The sequence below is a fragment of the Streptomyces violascens genome (genome assembly GCF_014649955.1).
In the GTDB taxonomy this organism is placed as follows: Bacteria; Actinomycetota; Actinomycetes; order Streptomycetales; family Streptomycetaceae; genus Streptomyces; species Streptomyces violascens.
This window is the reverse complement of sequence record NZ_BMUA01000019.1, coordinates 112,740-130,879: the sequence shown is the minus strand read 5'-3', so window position 1 is coordinate 130,879 and position 18,140 is coordinate 112,740. Positions and strand designations below refer to the sequence as shown.

16 protein-coding genes are annotated in these 18,140 nt (G+C 70.0%); 6 read left to right on the top strand and 10 right to left on the bottom strand.

What is annotated here, in order from left to right; all coding sequences use genetic code 11:
* Positions 1 to 3 precede the first annotated feature (3 nt).
* Complete coding sequence (locus tag IE206_RS29960; RefSeq protein ID WP_189967544.1) at positions 4 to 615, bottom strand: trimeric intracellular cation channel family protein; 612 nt, start codon at positions 613 to 615, stop codon at positions 4 to 6.
* 495 nt (positions 616 to 1,110) lie between these two features.
* On the opposite strand from IE206_RS29960, the gene mgtA reads away from it, so the two are divergent.
* Complete coding sequence (gene mgtA / locus IE206_RS29955) at positions 1,111 to 3,852, top strand: magnesium-translocating P-type ATPase (RefSeq protein WP_189967542.1); 2,742 nt, start codon at positions 1,111 to 1,113, stop codon at positions 3,850 to 3,852.
* A 58-nt stretch (positions 3,853 to 3,910) separates the two neighbouring features.
* Here the strand turns inward: mgtA and IE206_RS29950 are convergent, their stop codons facing one another.
* The 6 genes from IE206_RS29950 to IE206_RS29925 all read right to left on the bottom strand — a co-directional run bounded on the left by IE206_RS29950 (position 3,911) and on the right by IE206_RS29925 (position 10,777).
* Positions 3,911 to 4,339: a hypothetical protein gene (locus tag IE206_RS29950; protein WP_189967540.1), complete on the bottom strand. Its 429-nt coding sequence runs from the start codon at positions 4,337 to 4,339 to the stop codon at positions 3,911 to 3,913.
* Between the two features lie 123 nt (positions 4,340 to 4,462).
* Complete coding sequence (locus IE206_RS29945; RefSeq protein ID WP_189967539.1) at positions 4,463 to 5,128, bottom strand: response regulator; 666 nt, start codon at positions 5,126 to 5,128, stop codon at positions 4,463 to 4,465.
* The gene (locus tag IE206_RS29940; protein WP_189967537.1) at positions 5,125 to 6,489 is read right to left on the bottom strand and encodes a sensor histidine kinase; all 1,365 of its coding nucleotides are present in this window, start codon (positions 6,487 to 6,489) and stop codon (positions 5,125 to 5,127) included. The genes IE206_RS29945 and IE206_RS29940 overlap by 4 nt, the downstream gene beginning before the upstream one ends.
* Before the next feature lie 10 nt (positions 6,490 to 6,499).
* Positions 6,500 to 7,672, bottom strand: a complete 1,173-nt coding sequence (locus IE206_RS29935; RefSeq protein WP_189967535.1) for an acyltransferase family protein — start codon at positions 7,670 to 7,672, stop codon at positions 6,500 to 6,502.
* Complete coding sequence (locus IE206_RS29930) at positions 7,665 to 8,681, bottom strand: alpha/beta hydrolase (RefSeq protein WP_189967533.1); 1,017 nt, start codon at positions 8,679 to 8,681, stop codon at positions 7,665 to 7,667. Before IE206_RS29930 ends, IE206_RS29935 begins: the two co-directional genes overlap by 8 nt.
* Before the next feature lie 164 nt (positions 8,682 to 8,845).
* Entirely contained in the window at positions 8,846 to 10,777 is a 1,932-nt protein-coding gene (locus tag IE206_RS29925; RefSeq protein ID WP_226600151.1) for an APC family permease, read from the bottom strand.
* Between the two features lie 170 nt (positions 10,778 to 10,947).
* Between IE206_RS29925 and IE206_RS29920 the strand changes: the two genes are divergently transcribed.
* Genes IE206_RS29920 through IE206_RS29910 form a run of 3 tightly spaced genes read left to right on the top strand, consistent with a single transcriptional unit; the run spans position 10,948 to position 12,416 of the window.
* Entirely contained in the window at positions 10,948 to 11,775 is an 828-nt protein-coding gene (locus IE206_RS29920) for a helix-turn-helix domain-containing protein (RefSeq protein ID WP_308433962.1), read from the top strand.
* Positions 11,772 to 12,161: a DUF397 domain-containing protein gene (locus IE206_RS29915; RefSeq protein ID WP_189967531.1), complete on the top strand. Its 390-nt coding sequence runs from the start codon at positions 11,772 to 11,774 to the stop codon at positions 12,159 to 12,161. The genes IE206_RS29920 and IE206_RS29915 overlap by 4 nt, the downstream gene beginning before the upstream one ends.
* A gap of 27 nt (positions 12,162 to 12,188) precedes the next feature.
* Positions 12,189 to 12,416: a hypothetical protein gene (locus tag IE206_RS29910; protein WP_189967529.1), complete on the top strand. Its 228-nt coding sequence runs from the start codon at positions 12,189 to 12,191 to the stop codon at positions 12,414 to 12,416.
* A gap of 14 nt (positions 12,417 to 12,430) precedes the next feature.
* Here the strand turns inward: IE206_RS29910 and IE206_RS29905 are convergent, their stop codons facing one another.
* Positions 12,431 to 12,922, bottom strand: a complete 492-nt coding sequence (locus IE206_RS29905; protein ID WP_189967527.1) for a hypothetical protein — start codon at positions 12,920 to 12,922, stop codon at positions 12,431 to 12,433.
* Positions 12,923 to 13,313: 391 nt separating this feature from the next.
* On the opposite strand from IE206_RS29905, the gene IE206_RS29900 reads away from it, so the two are divergent.
* Positions 13,314 to 14,279 carry a RimK family alpha-L-glutamate ligase gene (locus IE206_RS29900; RefSeq protein WP_189967525.1) on the top strand — a complete coding sequence of 322 codons (966 nt, stop codon included), beginning with the start codon at positions 13,314 to 13,316 and terminating at the stop codon, positions 14,277 to 14,279.
* Positions 14,276 to 15,574 (top strand): MFS transporter, encoded by a 1,299-nt coding sequence (locus IE206_RS29895; RefSeq protein ID WP_189967523.1) that lies wholly within the window; start codon positions 14,276 to 14,278, stop codon positions 15,572 to 15,574. Before IE206_RS29900 ends, IE206_RS29895 begins: the two co-directional genes overlap by 4 nt.
* A 100-nt stretch (positions 15,575 to 15,674) precedes the next feature.
* Here IE206_RS29895 and IE206_RS29890 read toward each other — a convergent pair whose 3' ends face one another.
* Together IE206_RS29890 and IE206_RS29885 are read right to left on the bottom strand one after the other, a co-directional pair.
* Positions 15,675 to 16,193: a hypothetical protein gene (locus IE206_RS29890; RefSeq protein WP_189967521.1), complete on the bottom strand. Its 519-nt coding sequence runs from the start codon at positions 16,191 to 16,193 to the stop codon at positions 15,675 to 15,677.
* 181 nt (positions 16,194 to 16,374) lie between these two features.
* Positions 16,375 to 17,766 carry an MFS transporter gene (locus tag IE206_RS29885; protein WP_373301003.1) on the bottom strand — a complete coding sequence of 464 codons (1,392 nt, stop codon included), beginning with the start codon at positions 17,764 to 17,766 and terminating at the stop codon, positions 16,375 to 16,377.
* Positions 17,767 to 18,140: the final 374 nt, after the last annotated feature.

Here is an 18,140-nt window from a genome sequence, read left to right as displayed (position 1 = left end):
GAATCAGCGCACCCCCTGCAACCGCGGCAGATGCAGATCCCGGAAGACCGCCGTCAGCCGCAGCGCCAGAACGATCCCGGCGGCGGCGACCGTCGTCAGGGCCGGGCCCGCCTCCAGCCAGTGCAGGACCTGGTAGCAGACCGCGCCGGCCAGCGCGGCGGTCGCGTACACCTCCTCGCGGAGCAGCAGCGGCGGGAACTGGCCGCACAGGACGTCGCGCACGACCTCGCCCGTGACGCCGGTCAGGACGGCGAGGATCACCACCGCGGCCGGGGTGACCCCGGCGTCCACCGCGGCGCGGGCGCCCATCACCGTCACCACCGCGAGGCCCACCGCGTCCACCACCATCAGCGAACGGCGCGGAAGTTCCCGGCGTCGCAGGTACAGCATCGTGGCGCCGGCGGTGCAGGCGATGACGGTCAGCAGGACCCAGTCGTGCGTCCAGTACAACGGGTGGCGGTCGAGGATCAGGTCGCGCAGGGTGCCGCCGGACACGGACGCGGCGAAGGCCAGGACCAGGCCGCCGAAGGGGTCCATGTTCGCCCGGTGCGCGGCCAGCACACCACTGGCCGCGAACGCGGCGACACCGATCAGATACAGCACGTGCGGCAGCATGAGGTCACCCCCGGGTGGAGACGCAGGAAGAACGCGGTTCAGCGCGGGCGGCGGCGGGCGATAGCAGGCCGCTGAAGTCCATCCCTCGATCGTGCCGGGCGGCGCGCCCTCCGCGGATCGGCCGTTGGGCCGGGACCCGGCCCGCACGACCCGCCGAAAGCATGAGCTCGGGGCCGGGCTCAGAGCCCTGACTCCCACCAGGCCCTTCGCGCTACTTTCACGTCCACGCAAGTATGTTACTTTCGTATCGACGCAAATACACGCACGGCCGTCGTCTCCGTGCCCGCAGCGAGGAGGTGTTCGGGAATGAGTCCCGACCGAAGTCCTCGCCGCCCCCTGCCCGTCGGCTGATCCGGCCGCCCGGCACTTTTCCCGGAGCAGAGCGCACCTCCGCATACGCGGCGTGCGCCCCGCTCGGCATGCGCTCGAACGCCGCGCACACCCATTCCCCAACCCCACCCCGTCCCACCCCTGACGACCCCAGGAGGTTTCGTCATGACCATGCTCACCCCTACCCCTACCCCTACCCCCACCCCCACCCCCGAGAAGCTCGCACCGCCGGGCCGGCGTGGGCGGCGGGAGCGGCGGGCCGCCGAGCTGGAGGCCCGTACCCGCGTCGTCGGCGAGCGGCTCGGCGCCATCGCCGCGCAGCCCACCGCCCACGTACTCAAGGACTACGGTATCGGCCGCGAAGGGCTCTGCCAGGCCGAGGTGCTCGACCGCCAGGAGCGGCACGGCCTCAACGTGGTCGCCCAGGAGCGTGCCCCGCGCTGGTACGCACAGCTGGCCAGGGCGTACGCGAACCCGTTCATCGCCGTACTCGTCTTCCTCGCCGCCGTCATGTACTGGCAGGACCCGGCCGACCCCGGCGTCGTCATCCTGTCCGTGATGGTCGCCGTCAGCGGACTGCTGCGCTTCTGGCAGGAGTTCCGCTCCGGGCGGGCCGCCGACGCGCTGAAGAAGCTGGTCACCACGACCACAGCCGTCCAGCGCCGGGCCGGTCGCGGGGCGATGACGACCACCGTCGAGATCCCGATGGACCAGGTGGTCCCGGGCGACATGGTCAAGCTGGGGGCGGGCGACCTGATCCCGGCGGACCTGCGGCTCGTCACCGCCAAGGACCTGATGGTCAGTCAGGCGGCCCTGTCGGGCGAGTCGCTGCCGGTCGCCAAGGCCGATGCGAGGAGCGGGGAGGACAACAGCTCCCCGTCGGCCGACCCCGTCGACGCGGACAACCTCTGCCTGATGGGTACGTCCGTAACGTCCGGTACCGCTACGGGAGTGGTGGTCGCCACCGGAGCGGACACCTACTTCGGTTCGATGGCGGGCTCACTCGTCGGGGAGCGTCCGCAGACCAACTTCGACAACGGGGTGCGCAGGGTCAGCTTCCTGCTGATCCGCTTCATGCTGGTGATGGTCCCCGTCGTGTTCGCGATCAACGGGATCACGAAGGGCGACTGGGACGAGGCGTTCCTGTTCGCCGTCGCCGTCGCGGTCGGGCTCACGCCCGAGATGCTGCCGATGGTCGTCTCCGCGAACCTCGCGCGCGGCGCCGTCGCGATGGCGAAGAAGAAGGTCGTCGTCAAGCGGCTCAACGCGATCCAGAACCTGGGCGCGATGGACGTCCTGTGCACCGACAAGACGGGCACGCTCACCGAGGACCGCATCGTCCTGGACCGCTACCTCGACGTGCACGGCAGGGAGGACAACGAGGTCCTGGAGTACGGGTACTTGAACGCCCACTTCCAGACCGGCCTGCGCAACCTCATGGACCGGGCGGTCATCGACCGCGTCGACGAGGCCGAGGAGGTTGTCGTCGACGCACGGTTCTCGATGGTCGACGAGATCCCCTTCGACTTCGCCCGGCGCCGGATGTCCGTCGTTCTCCGTCGCAACGGCCTGCTGGGCAAGGCGGGCCGGGCAGAGCACGTCCTGATCACCAAGGGCGCGGTGGAGGAGGTCCTCGGCCTCTGTACGCACATGAGGGACCGGGGCGAGGAGGTCGAGCTCACCGAACAGCTGCGTTGGCACGTCACCCGTACCGCCGAGGACAACAACCGCCAGGGACTGCGGGTCCTGGCCGTCGCCACCCGTACGATGCCGACCCCGCGCGACACCTACACCGTCGCGGACGAGTCCGGCCTGACCCTGGTCGGCTTCCTCGCCTTCCTCGACCCGCCGAAGGCGGACGCGGCCGCCGCGCTGCGCGGCCTCGCGGACAACGGCATCGCGGTGAAGGTGATCACCGGCGACAACGAGCTGGTCGCGGCGCGGGTCTGCGCGGACGTGGGCATCGAGGTGGGTACGGTCGTGACGGGCCCGGAGCTGGACGCCCTCAACGAGACCGGGCTGCGCCAACTCGCCTCCGCGACAACGGTGTTCGCGAAGACCAACCCGGTGCAGAAGGCCCGTATCGTACGGGCTCTGCAGGCCGAGGGGCGCACGGTGGGCTTCCTCGGGGACGGCATCAACGACGCGGCGGCACTGCGGGACGCGGACGTCGGCATCTCCGTCGACACGGCGGTGGACATCGCCAAGGAGTCGGCGGACATCGTCCTTCTCGAGAAGGACCTGACGGTTCTCGAACAGGGCGTGGTGCAGGGCCGCACGACCTTCGGCAACACGATCAAGTACGTCAAGATGACGGCGTCCTCGAACTTCGGCAACGTCTTCTCGGTGCTTGTCGCATCGGCGTTCATCCCGTTCCAGCCGATGCTGGCGATCATGCTGCTCGTACAGAACCTGGTGTACGACATCGCCCAGCTGGCCACGCCGTGGGACCGCATGGACGAGGAGTACCTGCGCAAGCCGCGCAACTGGGACGCGAAGGGGATCGGGCGCTACATGGTGACGATCGGGCCCATCAGCTCGATCTTCGACATCGCGATGTTCGTGATCATGTGGAACGTCTTCGGCGCGAACTCGGAATCCAACCAGGCGCTGTTCCAGTCGGGTTGGTTCATCGAGGGCCTGCTGTCGCAGACCCTGATCGTCCACATGATCCGTACGCGCAAGATCCCCTTCATCCAGTCCCGGGCGACGTGGCCGGTGATGGTGATGACGATCCTGGCGGTGGCGACGGGCCTGTACCTCCCCTTCTCGCCACTGGCCGCGACGCTGGGCTTCGTGCCGGTGCCGATGTCGTACTTCCCGTGGCTGGTGGGGGTGCTGCTTGCCTACTGCACGCTCACCCAAGTGATCAAGGTGTGGTACGCGCGGCGGTACGGCTGGTTGTAGGCAGGGGTGGATCCGAGCGCGCTGCTGCGACGGCCCTCCCCGAAGGAGGGGGCCGTCGCTACTGGCCCTGGCGTACCTTGACGCCGCCGACCAGCGAGTACGCGCGCACCTTGACCACCGCGCCACCGGGCTCGCCCGCCAGGCTGCGGCTGCGTCCGCCGAGCAGGGAGAACCCGCTGACCTCGACCGTCGTACCCGCCGGGACCGTGAGGTCCACGCCGCCGAACACCGAGAAGGCGTCGACCTCGGCACAGGCGCCCTCGGGGTAGGCCAGCTCCGCGCCGCCGACCAGGGCCGCCTTCACGAGGCGGGTCGAACCGGCCGGGAGCGTCGCGTCGGTGTGGTCGAGCTTGGCCCCGCCGACGGCCGCGATGTGCACGGTGCGCTCGTGCGCCCGGAAGGCGCCGCGGTGCTTGAGGCCGCCGAGCAGGGACAGGCTCCACTCGGTGCGGCGGGCCGGGGACGCGGTGTTCTTCGTGATCTCCATGTCCCCAAAATTACGTCCGCGCCCTGCCGCGCCATCAGTGTCCGCGGGCACCGGCTCCGGATGACAAACGTCATGATGCGGGGATGACGCGGGGGGCCTGGGACGCGGTCCCACGCCCCCGGGTCAGTACCCGGCCGGCCTCACCAGGCCGCACTCGTACGCGAACACCGCCGCCTGGGTGCGGTCGCGCAGGCCCAGCTTGACCAGGATGCGGCTCACGTGGGTCTTCACGGTCTGCTCGGCCAGCACCAGGCCGGACGCGATCTCAGCGTTCGACAGCCCCTGCGCGATCAGGGACAGCACCTCCGTCTCGCGCTCCGTCAACGCATCCACCTGCCCCTTCAGCGGAGCCCGCGGCGCCTCCGTCAGCCGCGAGAACTCGACGATCAGGCGCTTGGTGAGGTTCGGGGCGAGCAGGGCATCCCCGGACGCCACCACCCGCACCGCGTTGGCGAGTTCATCGGCGGAGGCGTCCTTCAGCAGAAACCCGGACGCCCCCGCGCGCAGCGCCTCGTAGACGTACTCATCGAGGTCGAAGGTGGTGAGAACGAGCACCTTCACCTGCGAACCGGCCGCCCCCGTGATGCGACGGGTGGCCTCGATGCCGTCCAGTTCCGGCATCCGGATGTCCATCAGGACGACGTCGGGGGCGAGTTCGGCGGTACGGGCCACGGCATCCAGGCCGTCGACGGCCTGCCCCACCACCTCGATGTCCGGCTCCGCGTTGAGCAGCACCGTAAATCCCTGACGCACCATCATCTGATCGTCGGCTATCAGGACGCGGATCATGACGGGTTGCCCTTCGGTGGAGACGTGTTCGGCACAGGCGTGTTCAGCGGAAGGGTGGCGGTCACTTCGTAACCGCCGTCGGCCGTGGCCCCCACCGCCAGTTCGCCGCCCAGCATCGCAGCACGCTCCCGCATCCCGAGCAGCCCGTGGCCGGCGCCGGGGGACGGTGCGACCGGGCGGTCCGGCGCCGTATTCGTGACCCGCACGACGAGTTCCGCCCGATGGTGCGCGACCACCACCCGGACCGCCGCCCCCGGCGCGTGCCGCATCGCATTGCTCAGCGCCTCCTGCACGATGCGGAAGGCGGACAGTTCCACCCCGGGCGAGAGCGCACGCGCGGTGCCCACCACATCGGCGGTCACCGGCACCCCCGCGCCGCGCACGTTGGCGACCAGCTCATCAAGCCGCTCCAGCGACGGCTGCGGCGCATGGCGGGCGCCCGCCCCCACCGCACCCGGTACCGCCCCCTCCGCCACAGGGTCCTCCGACCGCAGCACCCCCAGCACCCGCCGCAGTTCGGTCAGCGCCTCCACGGCGTTCTGCCGTATCCCCGCCAGGTTCTCCTTCAGCTCCTCCGAAGGGTTTTCCACAAGGTGTGGGGCAACCTGCGCCTGGATGGAGATGACCGACATGTGGTGGGCCACCACATCGTGCAGCTCGCGCGCGATCCGGCTGCGCTCCTCAAGGAGCGTGCGCCGGGCCCGCTCCTCGGCGGTGATCTCCTCCTGCACGACGAGCTGCGTACGGGCCACCCGCCGGCCCCGCAGCGCCGCCCCCACCACGACCGCGATCGAGAAGCACACGAACGCGAGCCCCGCGCTGGGCGAATTGTGTGGCCGGGTGTGCAGGAGCGAGCAGAGCACGCCCGCCGCCAGGCTGATCACCAGCGTCTCGACGGCCACCCGGGGCCGGTGCGTGAGCGCGACGAGCAGGAGCACCCCGGAGGTCACCGCGATCCCGACCGTGCTCCAGGGGTAGAGCGCGTCCGGATCGGCCCGGGGTTCGGCTCCCAGTGCGGCGACGACCGTCACACCCGTCGTCGTCCACCAGGCCGTACGCGGCCGGTACAGCGCGGCGACCAGCGCCCCCGCCTGCACCCCGGCGAGCACCACCCCGGCCGTCATCCCGAGGTGGAAGCGGCGGGAGTACTCGACACTTCCGGCCACCAGCAGGAACACCGAGATCATCAGCAGCGGCACCGCGAGCGCGGGCCGCCAAAGCAGCCACCCCTGCTGCTCGCCCCGCGGCTGCGGCCCGGACGCGCTCAGCAGGTCCTGGCGCAGGGTGCGCGGCACCCCCCGCAGCCCGGCCACCGTCAACCGTCGCACGCCCCGCCCGTGTTCGGCATCCCCCTTTTTCACGAAGCTCACCCTAGGCACGCCGCGCCTCCCTCGTCCGGCCGGGCCGTCCTTCACGCACCACTCGCGATCCCCCGCGCCCGCGCCTCGACTGTTCGTACGTACGGAACGTCAGCCAGCACACCGTCAGCATCAGCGCGAACACCGGCAGCCAGGCCAGCCGGGCCAGCACCCATGTGCCGCCGTCGGGCACGGTGTGCAGTCCGGGCAGGTCCCCGCCCGCGAACAGGCCCAGGCACGTGACCGCCATCATCGACGTCTGGTGCCACAGGAAGATCGTCATCGCGGACAGGTTCACCAGTGCCACCAGCGCCCACAGCGCCGGCCGCCGCAGCACCCTGCGCAACGGCCCGAGCAGCAGCAACGCCGCTCCGCACTGCGCGAGCCCGAACGTGACGGCCGCCAGCGTCGGCGGGTTCAGGTTGGATATCGCGGCCCCCGGCACCCCGACCATCGAAGCGGGATAGCCCGCGAACAGCACGAGCAGCGCGGTGGCCCCGGAGCCCCCGACCAGCAGCACCCACCCCGTCGTCCGCAGCGAGGTGCGCGCACCCCGCCGGGCCCAGAGCGCCCCCAGGCAGTACGGCACCAGCCACCCCGCCGGCAGGTTGATCCACCCCGTCCACTGCGCCCCGCCGTTCCCGAAGCGGTACACGTCCACGTACAGGACGACCGCGAGCGGCCACAGCGGATGCACCCGGGACACCAGCGGGGTCGCCGCCGTCAGGGCCGCGAAGACGAGCAGGAACCACAACGGGGACAGCACCAGCTTGAGCAAGGTGTGCAGCGTGTCGAGCCCGACCCCCGACGCCAGCATCCCGCCCGCCGCGACCAGCCACACCACGAGCACCGCCGCCACCGGCCGGAACAGCCTGCCGAGGCGCGCTCCCAGCCACTGGCCGTACGTCGCACCCCGGGCGCGGGCGGACGCGTAACTCTTCGTCGCGACCTGCCCGCCCACCAGGAAGAACACGGCCAGCGTCTGGAACACCCAGGATATGGGAGCCAGTTGAGGCATGCCCTGGAGCGGGCTCGCGGCGTGCACCGTGCCGCTGTCGAAGACGAGCGCGGTGACCAGCCAGTGGCCGAGCACCACCCCGAGGATGGCGAAGGCACGCAGCGCGTCCACGGCACGGTCACGGTCGGCCGGGGTCGCCTCCTCGATGCGACGGATGAGTTCACGCACGACGACCCCCCAGCGGTGTCGGTCCGATCGGAAGCTGTCCGTTCACGATCCGGGCGATGTTCTTCAGCGGTACGGAGCCGGGCGCCAGGTAGTCGCTGTGACCGCCGGGCCCCGCGTCGAAGAGGTGGGCGCCGAAGTGGCGGGACACGGGGTCGGTCCCGAACCCGAGGGTCAGGAAGGGAAGTTGGAGACTGGCGTGCGGCACGTCGGAGATCCAGTCGGCACCGCCCCGGCCCGCCCACACCGTGGCGCGGGTGCGCAGCGCGGCCGCCGTGTCGAAGCTTGTACCCGGGCTCCCGTACAGGACGATGTCGGCGACGTCGACGCGGGACGCCGCCTTCGCGCAGACCACCGAGCCGTAGGAGTGGCAGAGGAGTGAGATGCGCGCGGCGGGCCAGGTGGACCTCAACTCACCGACAAATGACGTCAGTTCGGGTGTCGCGTCATCCGCCCGGCCCGGCGTGAGGATCTCGGGGCTCGCCGTGGCCGGGGTCTCGTACCCCATCCAGGCGATGACGGCCGCGCGCGGGCCGAGCTGCCGCGACAGGGCCAGCGCGCCGTTCCTCAGCCGCCCGTACTGGTCGAGGCTGGTGTCCGAGCCCGGGACCAGCACTGCGATGCGCTCCGCGTGGGGCAGGTCGCCGAACACCTCGGCGGTGCGTCCGCCGTCGCGCCCGTCGAAGGAGAGGAAGTTCCGGCCCGGCTCCGCCATCGCGCCAAGCGCCCGCGCCCTGCGCCGGTTTCCGTAGTCGTCGGCCATCTTCTCGGCGGCCAGGATGTTGCCGCGGTTGGCCGCGTACCGGCCGTCGAGACCGGCCACCGTGAGCGGGCCGAGGGCGGCCGGAGCGGGGGCGGGCACAGCTGCCGGCCGGGCCGCGCCCGACAGTGGCACAGCCACCGACGCGGCGACGAGCAGCGCGATCAGGGTGCGGCGCAACCGGCCGATGGGGAGCCTCCCCGTGCGCGGATGCCTGCCGTGTGGTTGCTGGCCGTGCGGGGACGACGCCATGGGGGAGGAACCTTCCGTGCCGATCGAGTACCGGTGAAGTACTGCTGTCGACAAGGAAGTTACGAAGCGGCCGATGTCGTCGGCGTCGCGCTGGAGAGCCCACTTCGCGGGTGGCTCCCGAGAGCTAGGGGGTGGCTCCCGAGTACTACGGGAGCCCTACGGCGTCACTGCTTGACCGGCTCGTCCTTCCGCGCGGACTGCAGGCGATACGGCACGTCGATGACCGTCACCCCCGACATGAACAGCAGCCGCGCCTTCAGGCGCAGCGCGTTCTGGTTGTGCAGCGGCTGCTCCCACCAGTGGCCCACGATGTACTCGGGGATGACCACCGACACCATCGCGCTCGGATCCGAGTCCGCCGTCTCCTTCACATGCGCGAGGACCGGGCCGACGACCTCCCGGTACGGCGACTGGATGATCTTCAGCGGTACGCCCAGGTCGTGCGTGGCCCACATGTCGCGCAGCTTGACCGCGTCCTCGTCGGCGGCGGCCGTGAGCGCGGTCAGGGTGTCGGGCCGCAGCGCCTGGGCGAAGCCGATCGCCTTCAGGGTGGGCGCGTGCACGCTGGATACGAGGACGAACGCGTGGTGGCGGGACGGCCTGCGCGGCTTGGCGTCCGGCTCGACGGCCACCTCCCTCGCCACCTGGTCGTAGTGCCGTCGTACGCCCTTCATCCCGACGAACAGGAGCGGCATCGCGATGATCACCAGCCAGGCACCGTGCGTGAACTTGGTGATCAGCACGATGACGAGGACGATCGCGGTCATGGTCGCGCCGACCGAGTTGATGGCGAGCGAGCGGTGGATGTGCCGCCGGTTCTCCCGGCCCGCCGGGGTCGCGAGCTCCTTGCGCCAGTGCTTGACCATGCCGGCCTGCGACAGCGTGAACGAGACGAAGACGCCGATGATGTACAGCTGGATCAGCCGCGTCAGCTCGGCGTCGAACGCCACGATCAGCGCGATCGCGGCCAGCGCGAGCAGCACGACACCGTTGGAATAGACGAGCCGGTCGCCCCGGTTGTAGAGCTGGCGCGGCGCGTACCGGTCGCGGGCCAGGATCGAGGCGAGCATCGGGAACCCGTTGAACGCGGTGTTCGCGGCGAGGACGAGCACGCCCGCGGTGAAGGCCTGCACCAGATAGAACATGATGTCCACGTGCCCGAACGTGGCCCGCGCGATCTGCGCGAGCGCGGTGGACATCGCGGTACCGGCGGGCAGCCCCAACTCGGTTGGATCGGCGGCCACATGGACCTGGTAGACCATGGCGAGCGCGGTGATCCCGGCGAACATGGTGACCGACAACAGGCCCATCGCGGCAAGGGTGTTGGCGGCGTTGCGGCTCTTCGGCTTCTGGAACGCGGGCACGCCGTTGCTGATCGCCTCCACGCCCGTCAGGGCCGTACACCCGGAGGCGAAGGCGCGCATGGCGAGCAGCACGACGGCGATCCCGGCGTACGTTCCGGCCGCCTGGATGGGCAGGTGGGCGGACTCGGCGCGGATGGTCGCGCCGGTCGCGAGCCGCACGGCGGCGAACGCGAACATCACGTAGATCACGAGCACGAAGCCGTAGGTGGGGATGGCGAACACCCTCCCCGACTCCCTCACCCCTCGCAGGTTCATGACGGTCAGGATCACCACGAACGTGACGGACAGGGCGACTTGGTGATCGGCGAGCGAGGGGACGGCCGATGTGATGGCGGCGACGCCGGACACGACGGAGACCGCGACCGTCAGTACGTAGTCGACGAGCAGCGCGCTGGCCGCGGTGAGCGCGGCGGTGGGCCCGAGGTTCTCGGCACTGACGATGTACGCGCCGCCGCCCCCCGGATAGGCGTAACAAGTCTGCCGGTACGAGGCCACCACGACCACCAGCAGGAAGATGATGGCCGCCGCCGCGTACCAGGTGAGGTGCAGCAGGGCGGCTCCGCCGAGCGCGAGGATCAGCAGGATCTCCTCGGTGGCGTAGGCGACCGAGGAGAGCGGGTCGCTACAGAAGATCGGCAGCGCGAGCCGCTTGGGCAGCAGCGTCTCACCGAGCCGGCTGGTGTCCAGCGGCCGCCCGACCAGCATCCGCTTCGCGGAACTCGAAACTCCCATAACTGAGGAAAGTAGCCGTAATCCCGCATATCTAATGGTTTGCCGCACCGGCTGGGGCCGTACGGGTGATTTCACGTTCCGTGTACGCGGGGTGACCCTGCGCAGCTACCCTCGTGGGGTCGAATGCCGGGTCCCGCCAACAGGGCGATCAGACAGGGGAGTTGACTATCGTGCGGCCCAAGGACCTCAACCCGTGGGACTCACCCCGCGCCTTCTACGGCACCGAGCTCCGCCGCAAACGCGAGGAGGCGGGGCTCTCCCAGGAGGAGCTGGGCGCGCTGGTCTTCTGCTCCGGGGCGTACATCGGGCTGATGGAGTCGGCGACCCGCCGCCCGACGAAGGAAATGGCCAAGCTGCTGGACGCGGCCCTGCACACGGACGGGATTCTGACCCGCATGTGCGAGGCGATGGAGCAGGCCTCGCAGCATGCGGAGTACTTCCGCTTGGCGGCGGAGCTTGAGGCGATGGCTTCCGCGATCTGCGAGTACGCGCCGATGATCGTGCCGGGGTTGCTTCAGACGCCCGAGTACACCCGCGCCCTGATCCGGGCGTCCCGGCCGTTCACGAGCGACGAGTCCATCGAGAAGAGCGTCAGCACGCGACAGGAACGGGCCCAGTTGCTGAACGGCCCGGAGTCACCGGAGGTGTGGTTCATCGTCCATGAGGTGGTGCTGCGGGCCGCCGTTGGCGGTTCGGAGGTGATGCGAGCCCAACTGGCCCACATGGTCGAGCTGATCGAGCACCATCGTGTGCTGGTGCAGGTGATTCCGCTGTCGGCGGGGGCGCATCCGCTGATGGACGGGGCGTTCAGGGTGATGTCCTTCGCTGACGCGCCGCCCGTCGTGTACACCGAATCGGCTTACTCAGGACAGCTGTTGGACAGTCCCGCCCTAGTAGCGAGGTATGTGAAGACCTACGATTTGGGCAGGGCCGCCGCTCTGCCGCCGAAGGCATCCCTTCAAATGATCCGGGCGGTGATGGAGGACTACGCAGCATGAAAATAACGCGCACTCTGGCCGACGCCCGCTGGCGCAAGTCGTCCTACAGCAATGCTGACAACGGTAACTGCGTGGAGTTGGCTGAGGGGGTGTGGCGCAGGTCTTCGTACAGCAACGAAGAGGGCGGGGACTGCGTCGAGGTAGCCGACGGAGCATGGCGTAAGTCCTCGCACAGCAACGCTGAGGGCGGGAGCTGCCTTGAGGTAGCCGACCGAGCATGGCGTAAATCGTCGTACAGCAATGCCGAAGGGGGCGACTGCGTCGAGGTGGCCGATGGCTACGAACGCGTCGTCCCGGTGCGGGACAGCAAGAACCCGAGCGGGCCAGTACTCGTGGTGGGCGTCGACGCGTGGACGCGGTTCGTCTGGGAGGTCAAGGCGTCCTGAGCGGGGCGGCTGCATAGGATCGGCGCCATGGCGATACCGCAACTGCCCTCCGTACCACCGGAGTCCTGCCCGCTGTGCGACGGGAAATTGGAGTCCGTCACGCTGCAGACGGGCGCCGCGCTCCTCTCGGCCAGGTTCTTCCGGCCGGACAAGATGTTCGCCAGCAAGAGCTACCTGACGAGCGTGGCCTGCGTCGACTGCGGACATGTCCTCGCCTTCCTGGAGAACCGGGGGATCCTGGCGCCGGGGAAGTAGCGGGCCCAGACGGGTCAGGCGGTCTTGAGCTGGGCGGCCTGGGTGTGCTTGAGGGTGCGCAGGATGAGCCACTGGTCGCCCCAGGCCATCGCCGTACCGATGACCGCCATCACGATGCCCAGCGTCAGCTGACCGGCAGCCGCACCCAGCGCCAGACCGGCGACACCCAGCCCGTACCGGATGACGAACCGGACGGCCAGCAGACCAAGCGCCAGGAACCGGGTCCGCTTGTTCTTCCACAGCGACTTCATGTACCGGATCCGGGCCTTGAGGACCGTGAACGCGAGCACGATCTGCACGATCGCCACCACCGGGATCAGCGCGTAAAGCACCGGGTAAGCACGGGCGATGTCGAAGATCCCGGCGAAGAGACCCACCAGCGGGAAGTACCAGTTCGGCAGCCCCTTGAGCACAACACCCTCGATGGCGGGCCCCTGGGCCTCGACCTCGGCGTCGACCTGAACCCGAACCGGAGTCTGAGTCTCCATCACAACCGTCGCGCTCATGGCGTTCCCCTCACGACTTCGCAGTGCCCGCCGGCCCCTTGCCGACACCACTGATACTCCCGTCGGGGAGGGGTCCCGCGGCAGAGCGAAGAATCCCGACTGCCGCAGGACAAATGTCCTGGGAGCCGGGGCAGAGGGTGGTGACCGACGCCTGCGTCCCGAGACCCTCTGCGCGCCGACGGACACCTCGGGCACTCACCCATATGCCGCAAAGCGGGAGTTATTAACGCCATGAAGTGCCCATCAGTGTGTACGTTCGGTGCGGTAAGCGGATCGGAGAGATCCGCCCTCTCCGGGCCCGAGCGCCGCGTACGAAGGGCACTGAGGCAGCCCCCGCCGCGCCACAGCGGCCCGGACTGAGTCCGCGTACCTGGTGGGTGAGGGGAGTTGTGTGTCCGTGGCGGATGACGAGTCGACCGGTGCTGGGTGTCTGGGGGGCCGTGCGGCCGAATTCTGGTTCGTACTGGGGGCGGGTCTCCGGGGGCGGGAACTGACGGGCCGTCTCGCGGAGGCGTTCTCCGCGGAGTTCGGTGACCGCTGTGCCGTGGTGTGCAGCAAGGATCTCCTCATGGCCGTGCGGGGCGGGCGACTGGCGCTGTTCGACCTGGACGGGTGTGAACTGGCCCCGCCGAAGCTCGCGTATGCGCGGGTGTGGACTCCCGCGGTGCGCACGGACCGTGAGATCACGCTGCTGCGGCACCTGGAGGCGATGGAAACCGTTCTGCTGAACCCGGTCGATGCGGTGCTGGCGTGTCTGAACAAGTTCTGGCACCTGCAACAGCTCGCGTTGGCGGGTCTTCCGGTGCCCGACACCTGGACGCACGCCGATGCGCCGCTGGCGGATGCGATCCACGCGGGGGCTCCGCAGCCCTGCGTCGTGAAGGCGGTACAGGGCCACCGCGGCGAACAGGTGTTCCTCGCTCCCCACAAGGCGATGCTCCAAGGCATTCAGGGCAGCCTCAGCCAGGACGGCCCGTACCTGTTCCAGGAGTACCTGGAGTACTCGTGCGGGCGCGACCTGCGCGTGATCGTGGTCGACGGGCAGGCGGTGGCGGCACAGGTCCGTACCGCGCCGGAGGGGGAGTTCCGGTCCAACCTGGCGCTGGGCGGGACCGGGAGAGTGTGCACGGGTCTCTATCCGCAGGGCGAGGACCTCGCGGTGCGGGCCGCGGAGGCTCTGGGCCTGCGCGTGGCCGGGGTCGATCTGCTCTTCACTCCGGGCGGTGGCTTCACCCTGTGCGAGGTCAATGCCAACGTCGGCTGGCGGGCCTGGATGCCGGGCGTCACCCCCGCGATCGTGTCGGCCTGCCGGACCCGCCTCGACGCGGCAGCCCAGAAGGAGCCTGCCGTCTGGTGAACACCGACTCCCCGCCGGCCAGGAGATGGACCCTGCCCCTGCCGCCCCGTCCGTCGCGGCGCTGGCCCCTGCTGAAGAGCCCCAACTTCCGGCTCCTCGCCCTGGGCCAGACCGCCTCCAACACCGGAACGTGGATGCAGAAGGTGGCCCAGGACTGGCTGGCCCTGGAGTTGTCGCACGGGAACGGGACCGTCCTCGGCATCACCACGGCCCTGCAGTTCCTGCCGTTGCTGGTTCTCGGCCCGTACGGCGGCGTCCTCGTGGACCGGTATTCGCGACGGCGGACCTTGACGGCCACCCAGGCGGTGATGGGCGTGATCGCGCTGGCTCCCGCCGTCCTGGTGGTGACGGGCAAGGTCAGCCTGGGCGGCCTCTACGTCCTGGCCCTGGCGTTCGGGCTGACCATGGTCGTCGAGAAGCCCGCCCTTCAGGCGTTCATCGCGGAATCCGTCGGCCCCGGCCAGCTGGTCAGCGCCCTGGCCTTCAACAGTGCCGTCCTCAACCTCGCCCGCATGGCGGGCCCCGCGCTGGCCGGCCCGCTCATCGTGCTGTTCGGCCCGGCACCCGCCTTCGTGGGCAACGCGCTGTCCTACCTGGCAGTGATCGTCTGCCTGCTCCGCATGGACCCCCGGTCCCTGAACCGGGCCCCGCCCACCACACGCGCGGCCGGTCAGGTGCGGGCGGGGCTGCGTTACGTGGGCGAGCACCCCGATCTCGCGCGGACGCTGGTTCTCGTCGCGGTCGTCGCCGCGTTCGGCATGAACTTCCAGATCACCACCGCCCTCATGGCCACCCACGTCTACCGGGCACCGGCCGCCACCTTCGGGCTCGGCAACGCGGCACTCGCCGCGGGATCCGTGCTCGGCTCCCTGCTCGCCATCCGCTACCAGCGGCCCAGCGGCGGCCACATGGCGGCCGCGGCGGCCGTCTTCGGCGTCCTGGAAGTGGCAAGCGGCCTGATGCCCAGTCAGCTCAGCTTCCTGCTGATGCTCATTCCTACGGGCACGGCGCTCCTGGTGTTCCTGACGGCCGCCAAGGCCCGGCTCCAGCTCGGCGTCGGCGACGACATACGGGGCCGGGTGATGAGCCTGTACATGCTGGCCTCCCTCGGCACGACGCCCCTGGTCGCTCCGTGCATCGGCTGGCTGGCCCACGTCGCCGGTCCCCGGGCCGCACTGGTCCTGGGCGGAGCGGTGTCCGCGGCGGCTGCGGTCACGGTCGGCCTGCTCCACCGGAGGCCGACGGCGGGGACGAGCGGTCGCCAGACGGTCACGACCCCCGCACCGGCGCGGTGACGGCACCTCTCCGCCGGCCCGGGCCCTGAACATGCGGGAGCCCCCGTCCTCCTGGGGGCTGGAGGGGCGGGGGCTGCTGTGACGTCGGGGGCGGCGGGAGTCAGGCGGTCCTGAGCTGAGCGGTCTGGGCGGCCTGGGCGGCCTGGGTGGCCTGGGCGTGCTTGAGGGTGCGGAGGATCAGCCACTGGTCGCCCCAGGCCATCGCGGTGCCGATGACCGCCATCACGATGCCCAGCGTCAGCTGACCGGCAGCTGCCCCGAGCGCGAGACCGGCGATGCCGAGCCCGTACCGGATGACGAACCGGACAGCCAGCAGACCAAGCGCCAGGAACCGGGTCCGCTTGTTCTTCCACAGCGACTTCATGTACCGGATCCGGGCCTTGAGCACCGTGAACGCGAGCACGATCTGCACGATCGCCACCACCGGGATCAGCGCGTAAAGCACCGGGTACGCACGGGCGATGTCGAAGATCCCCGCGAAGAGACCCACCAGCGGGAAGTACCAGTTCGGCAGCCCCTTGAGCACAACACCCTCGGCGCCAGCCCCCTGGACCTCGGTCTCGGCGCCAACCTGAACCGGAGCCGGAGTCTGAGTCTCCATCACAACCGTCGCGCTCATGGCATTCCCCTCACGACTTCGCAGTGCCCGCCGGCCCCTTGCCGACACCACTGATACTCCCGTCGGGGAGGGGTCCCGCGGCAGAGCGAAGAATCCCGAGTGCCGCAGGACAAATGTCCTGGGAGCCGCCCGGCCCGGGCATACGCGCCGCAGCACCGTGAGGGGAAGAGACACTCACCCCTCACATGTGCACCGCCCCCTCCGAAGGCCCCACCGCCGGTCGCGGCGGGCCCTTTCGGTACAGGGTCACCGACACCACCAGGCCCAGCGCGAAGAACGCCGCCGACCACCAGTACGCCGTCGAGTAGCTGTGCAGCTGGGCCTGGACCCTTGCCGCGGGGGTGGGTTGACGGCCCACCAGGTAGTTCGTGGCCGCGCTCGTCGCCAGCGTGTTGAGCAGAGCCGTGCCGATCGAACCGCCCACCTGCTGGCTGGTGTTGACCATTGCCGAGGCGACGCCCGCGTCGTGCGCGGCCACCCCCGCCGTGGCCATGCTCATCGCCGGGGCGAAGATCAGGCCCATGCCGACGCCCATCACCAGGAGCGGAGGCAGGACGTGTCCGACGTAGCCGCTGGTCGCGTCCAGGGCTGTCATCCACGCGAGCCCCGCAGCGCCGAGCCCCATGCCCAGCGGAACGATCGGCTTCGCGCCCAGCCTGGGGACCAGTTTGTTCTGCGCGATCACCGAGCTGACGATCATCGCGAACACCATGGGCAGGAAGGCGAGACCGGTCTTGACCGGGGAGTACCGCAGGATCTGCTGGAGGTAGTACGTCAGGAACAGGAACACCCCGAACATGCCCGCGCCCGAGATGAACATGGCCAGGTACGAGGCGCCCCGGTCCCGGTCCAGTACGACGCGGAGGGGGAGGAGCGGGTGCTTCGCTCTTGTCTGCCATCCCGCGAACGCCGCGATGAGCACGCCGCCCACTGCCAGGAATCCCCAGGTCTGCACCGAACTCCATGCGTGTGTCTCCGCGTTGGAGAAGCCGTACACGATGCAGAACAGGCCCGCCGAGACGAGGATCGTGCCCGGGATGTCGAGCTTCGGGCGGTCCTGCGGGGCTCCGGGGTGCAGCAGGCGCAGCGCGCCGAGGAAGGCAAGCGCCGCGAAGATGAGGTTGACGTACAGGCACCAGCGCCAGTCGAGATACTCGGTGAGCACTCCGCCGAGCAGCAGTCCCACCGCGCCGCCCGTACCCGCGACCGCGCCGTAGATGCCGAACGCCTTCGCGCGTTCCTTCGGATCGGTGAATGTCGTGGTCAGGAGGGAGAGGGCCGCCGGTGCGAGCAGCGCGCCGAACACACCTTGCAGGGCCCGGGCCGTGACCAGGACCTCGAAGTTGGGCGCCGCGCCGCCGATCGCGGAGGCGACGGCGAAGCCGACGAGGCCGGTCAGGAAGACGACCTTGCGTCCGACGAGGTCGGCGATCCGTCCGCCGAGCAGCAGCAGCGAGCCGAAGGCGAGCGCGTACGCCGTGACGATCCACTGGCGGTTTCCGTCGGTGAAGCCGAGATCGCGCTGCGCGGAGGGCAGCGCGATGTTCACGATGGTCGCGTCGAGGACGACCATGAGCTGGGCGAGCGCGATCACGCCGAGGACGAGCCAGCGGTGCTCGTGCCTGGCCCCGGCGTGCGGGGCGAGGGGCGGCGGCACGCCCTCTCGGGCGTAGGCGACGCCCGGCGGCGGGGCGGTGCCGAGAGCAGTCGCCCGCTCCGACGCGGCCGCTATGCGCTCGGCGCGTCCTACCTCGACAGAGTCCTTGGTGTGACGGCCCATGTGCCGGTCTCCTCGGTGGTCGCCTCGGTGGTCTCCTGTGCGGCCGGTCTCCGGCGGCCGGTGTTCTGCGTCCGGTCTTCTGCGTCCGGTCTTCTGCGCCCGGTCTTCTGCGCCCGGCGTTCTGTGGCTGGGCTCCAGTAGGTGGTCTCCCGCGGCCGGTCCTCTGC

Bases quoted from the DNA above. Each gene is read 5' to 3' on its own strand.
- IE206_RS29885 (WP_373301003.1), bottom strand. From the start codon at position 17,766: ATGGTCGTCCTCGACGCGACCATCGTGAACATCGCGCTGCCCTCCGCG.
- mgtA (WP_189967542.1), top strand. From the start codon at position 1,111: ATGACCATGCTCACCCCTACCCCTACCCCTACCCCCACCCCCACCCCC.
- IE206_RS29930 (WP_189967533.1), bottom strand. From the start codon at position 8,681: ATGGCGTCGTCCCCGCACGGCCAGCAACCACACGGCAGGCATCCGCGC.
- IE206_RS29945 (WP_189967539.1), bottom strand. From the start codon at position 5,128: ATGATCCGCGTCCTGATAGCCGACGATCAGATGATGGTGCGTCAGGGA.
- IE206_RS29915 (WP_189967531.1), top strand. From the start codon at position 11,772: ATGAAAATAACGCGCACTCTGGCCGACGCCCGCTGGCGCAAGTCGTCC.
- IE206_RS29910 (WP_189967529.1), top strand. From the start codon at position 12,189: ATGGCGATACCGCAACTGCCCTCCGTACCACCGGAGTCCTGCCCGCTG.
- IE206_RS29890 (WP_189967521.1), bottom strand. From the start codon at position 16,193: ATGAGCGCGACGGTTGTGATGGAGACTCAGACTCCGGCTCCGGTTCAG.
- IE206_RS29905 (WP_189967527.1), bottom strand. From the start codon at position 12,922: ATGAGCGCGACGGTTGTGATGGAGACTCAGACTCCGGTTCGGGTTCAG.
- IE206_RS29925 (WP_226600151.1), bottom strand. From the start codon at position 10,777: ATGGGAGTTTCGAGTTCCGCGAAGCGGATGCTGGTCGGGCGGCCGCTG.
- IE206_RS29960 (WP_189967544.1), bottom strand. From the start codon at position 615: ATGCTGCCGCACGTGCTGTATCTGATCGGTGTCGCCGCGTTCGCGGCC.
- IE206_RS29950 (WP_189967540.1), bottom strand. From the start codon at position 4,339: ATGGAGATCACGAAGAACACCGCGTCCCCGGCCCGCCGCACCGAGTGG.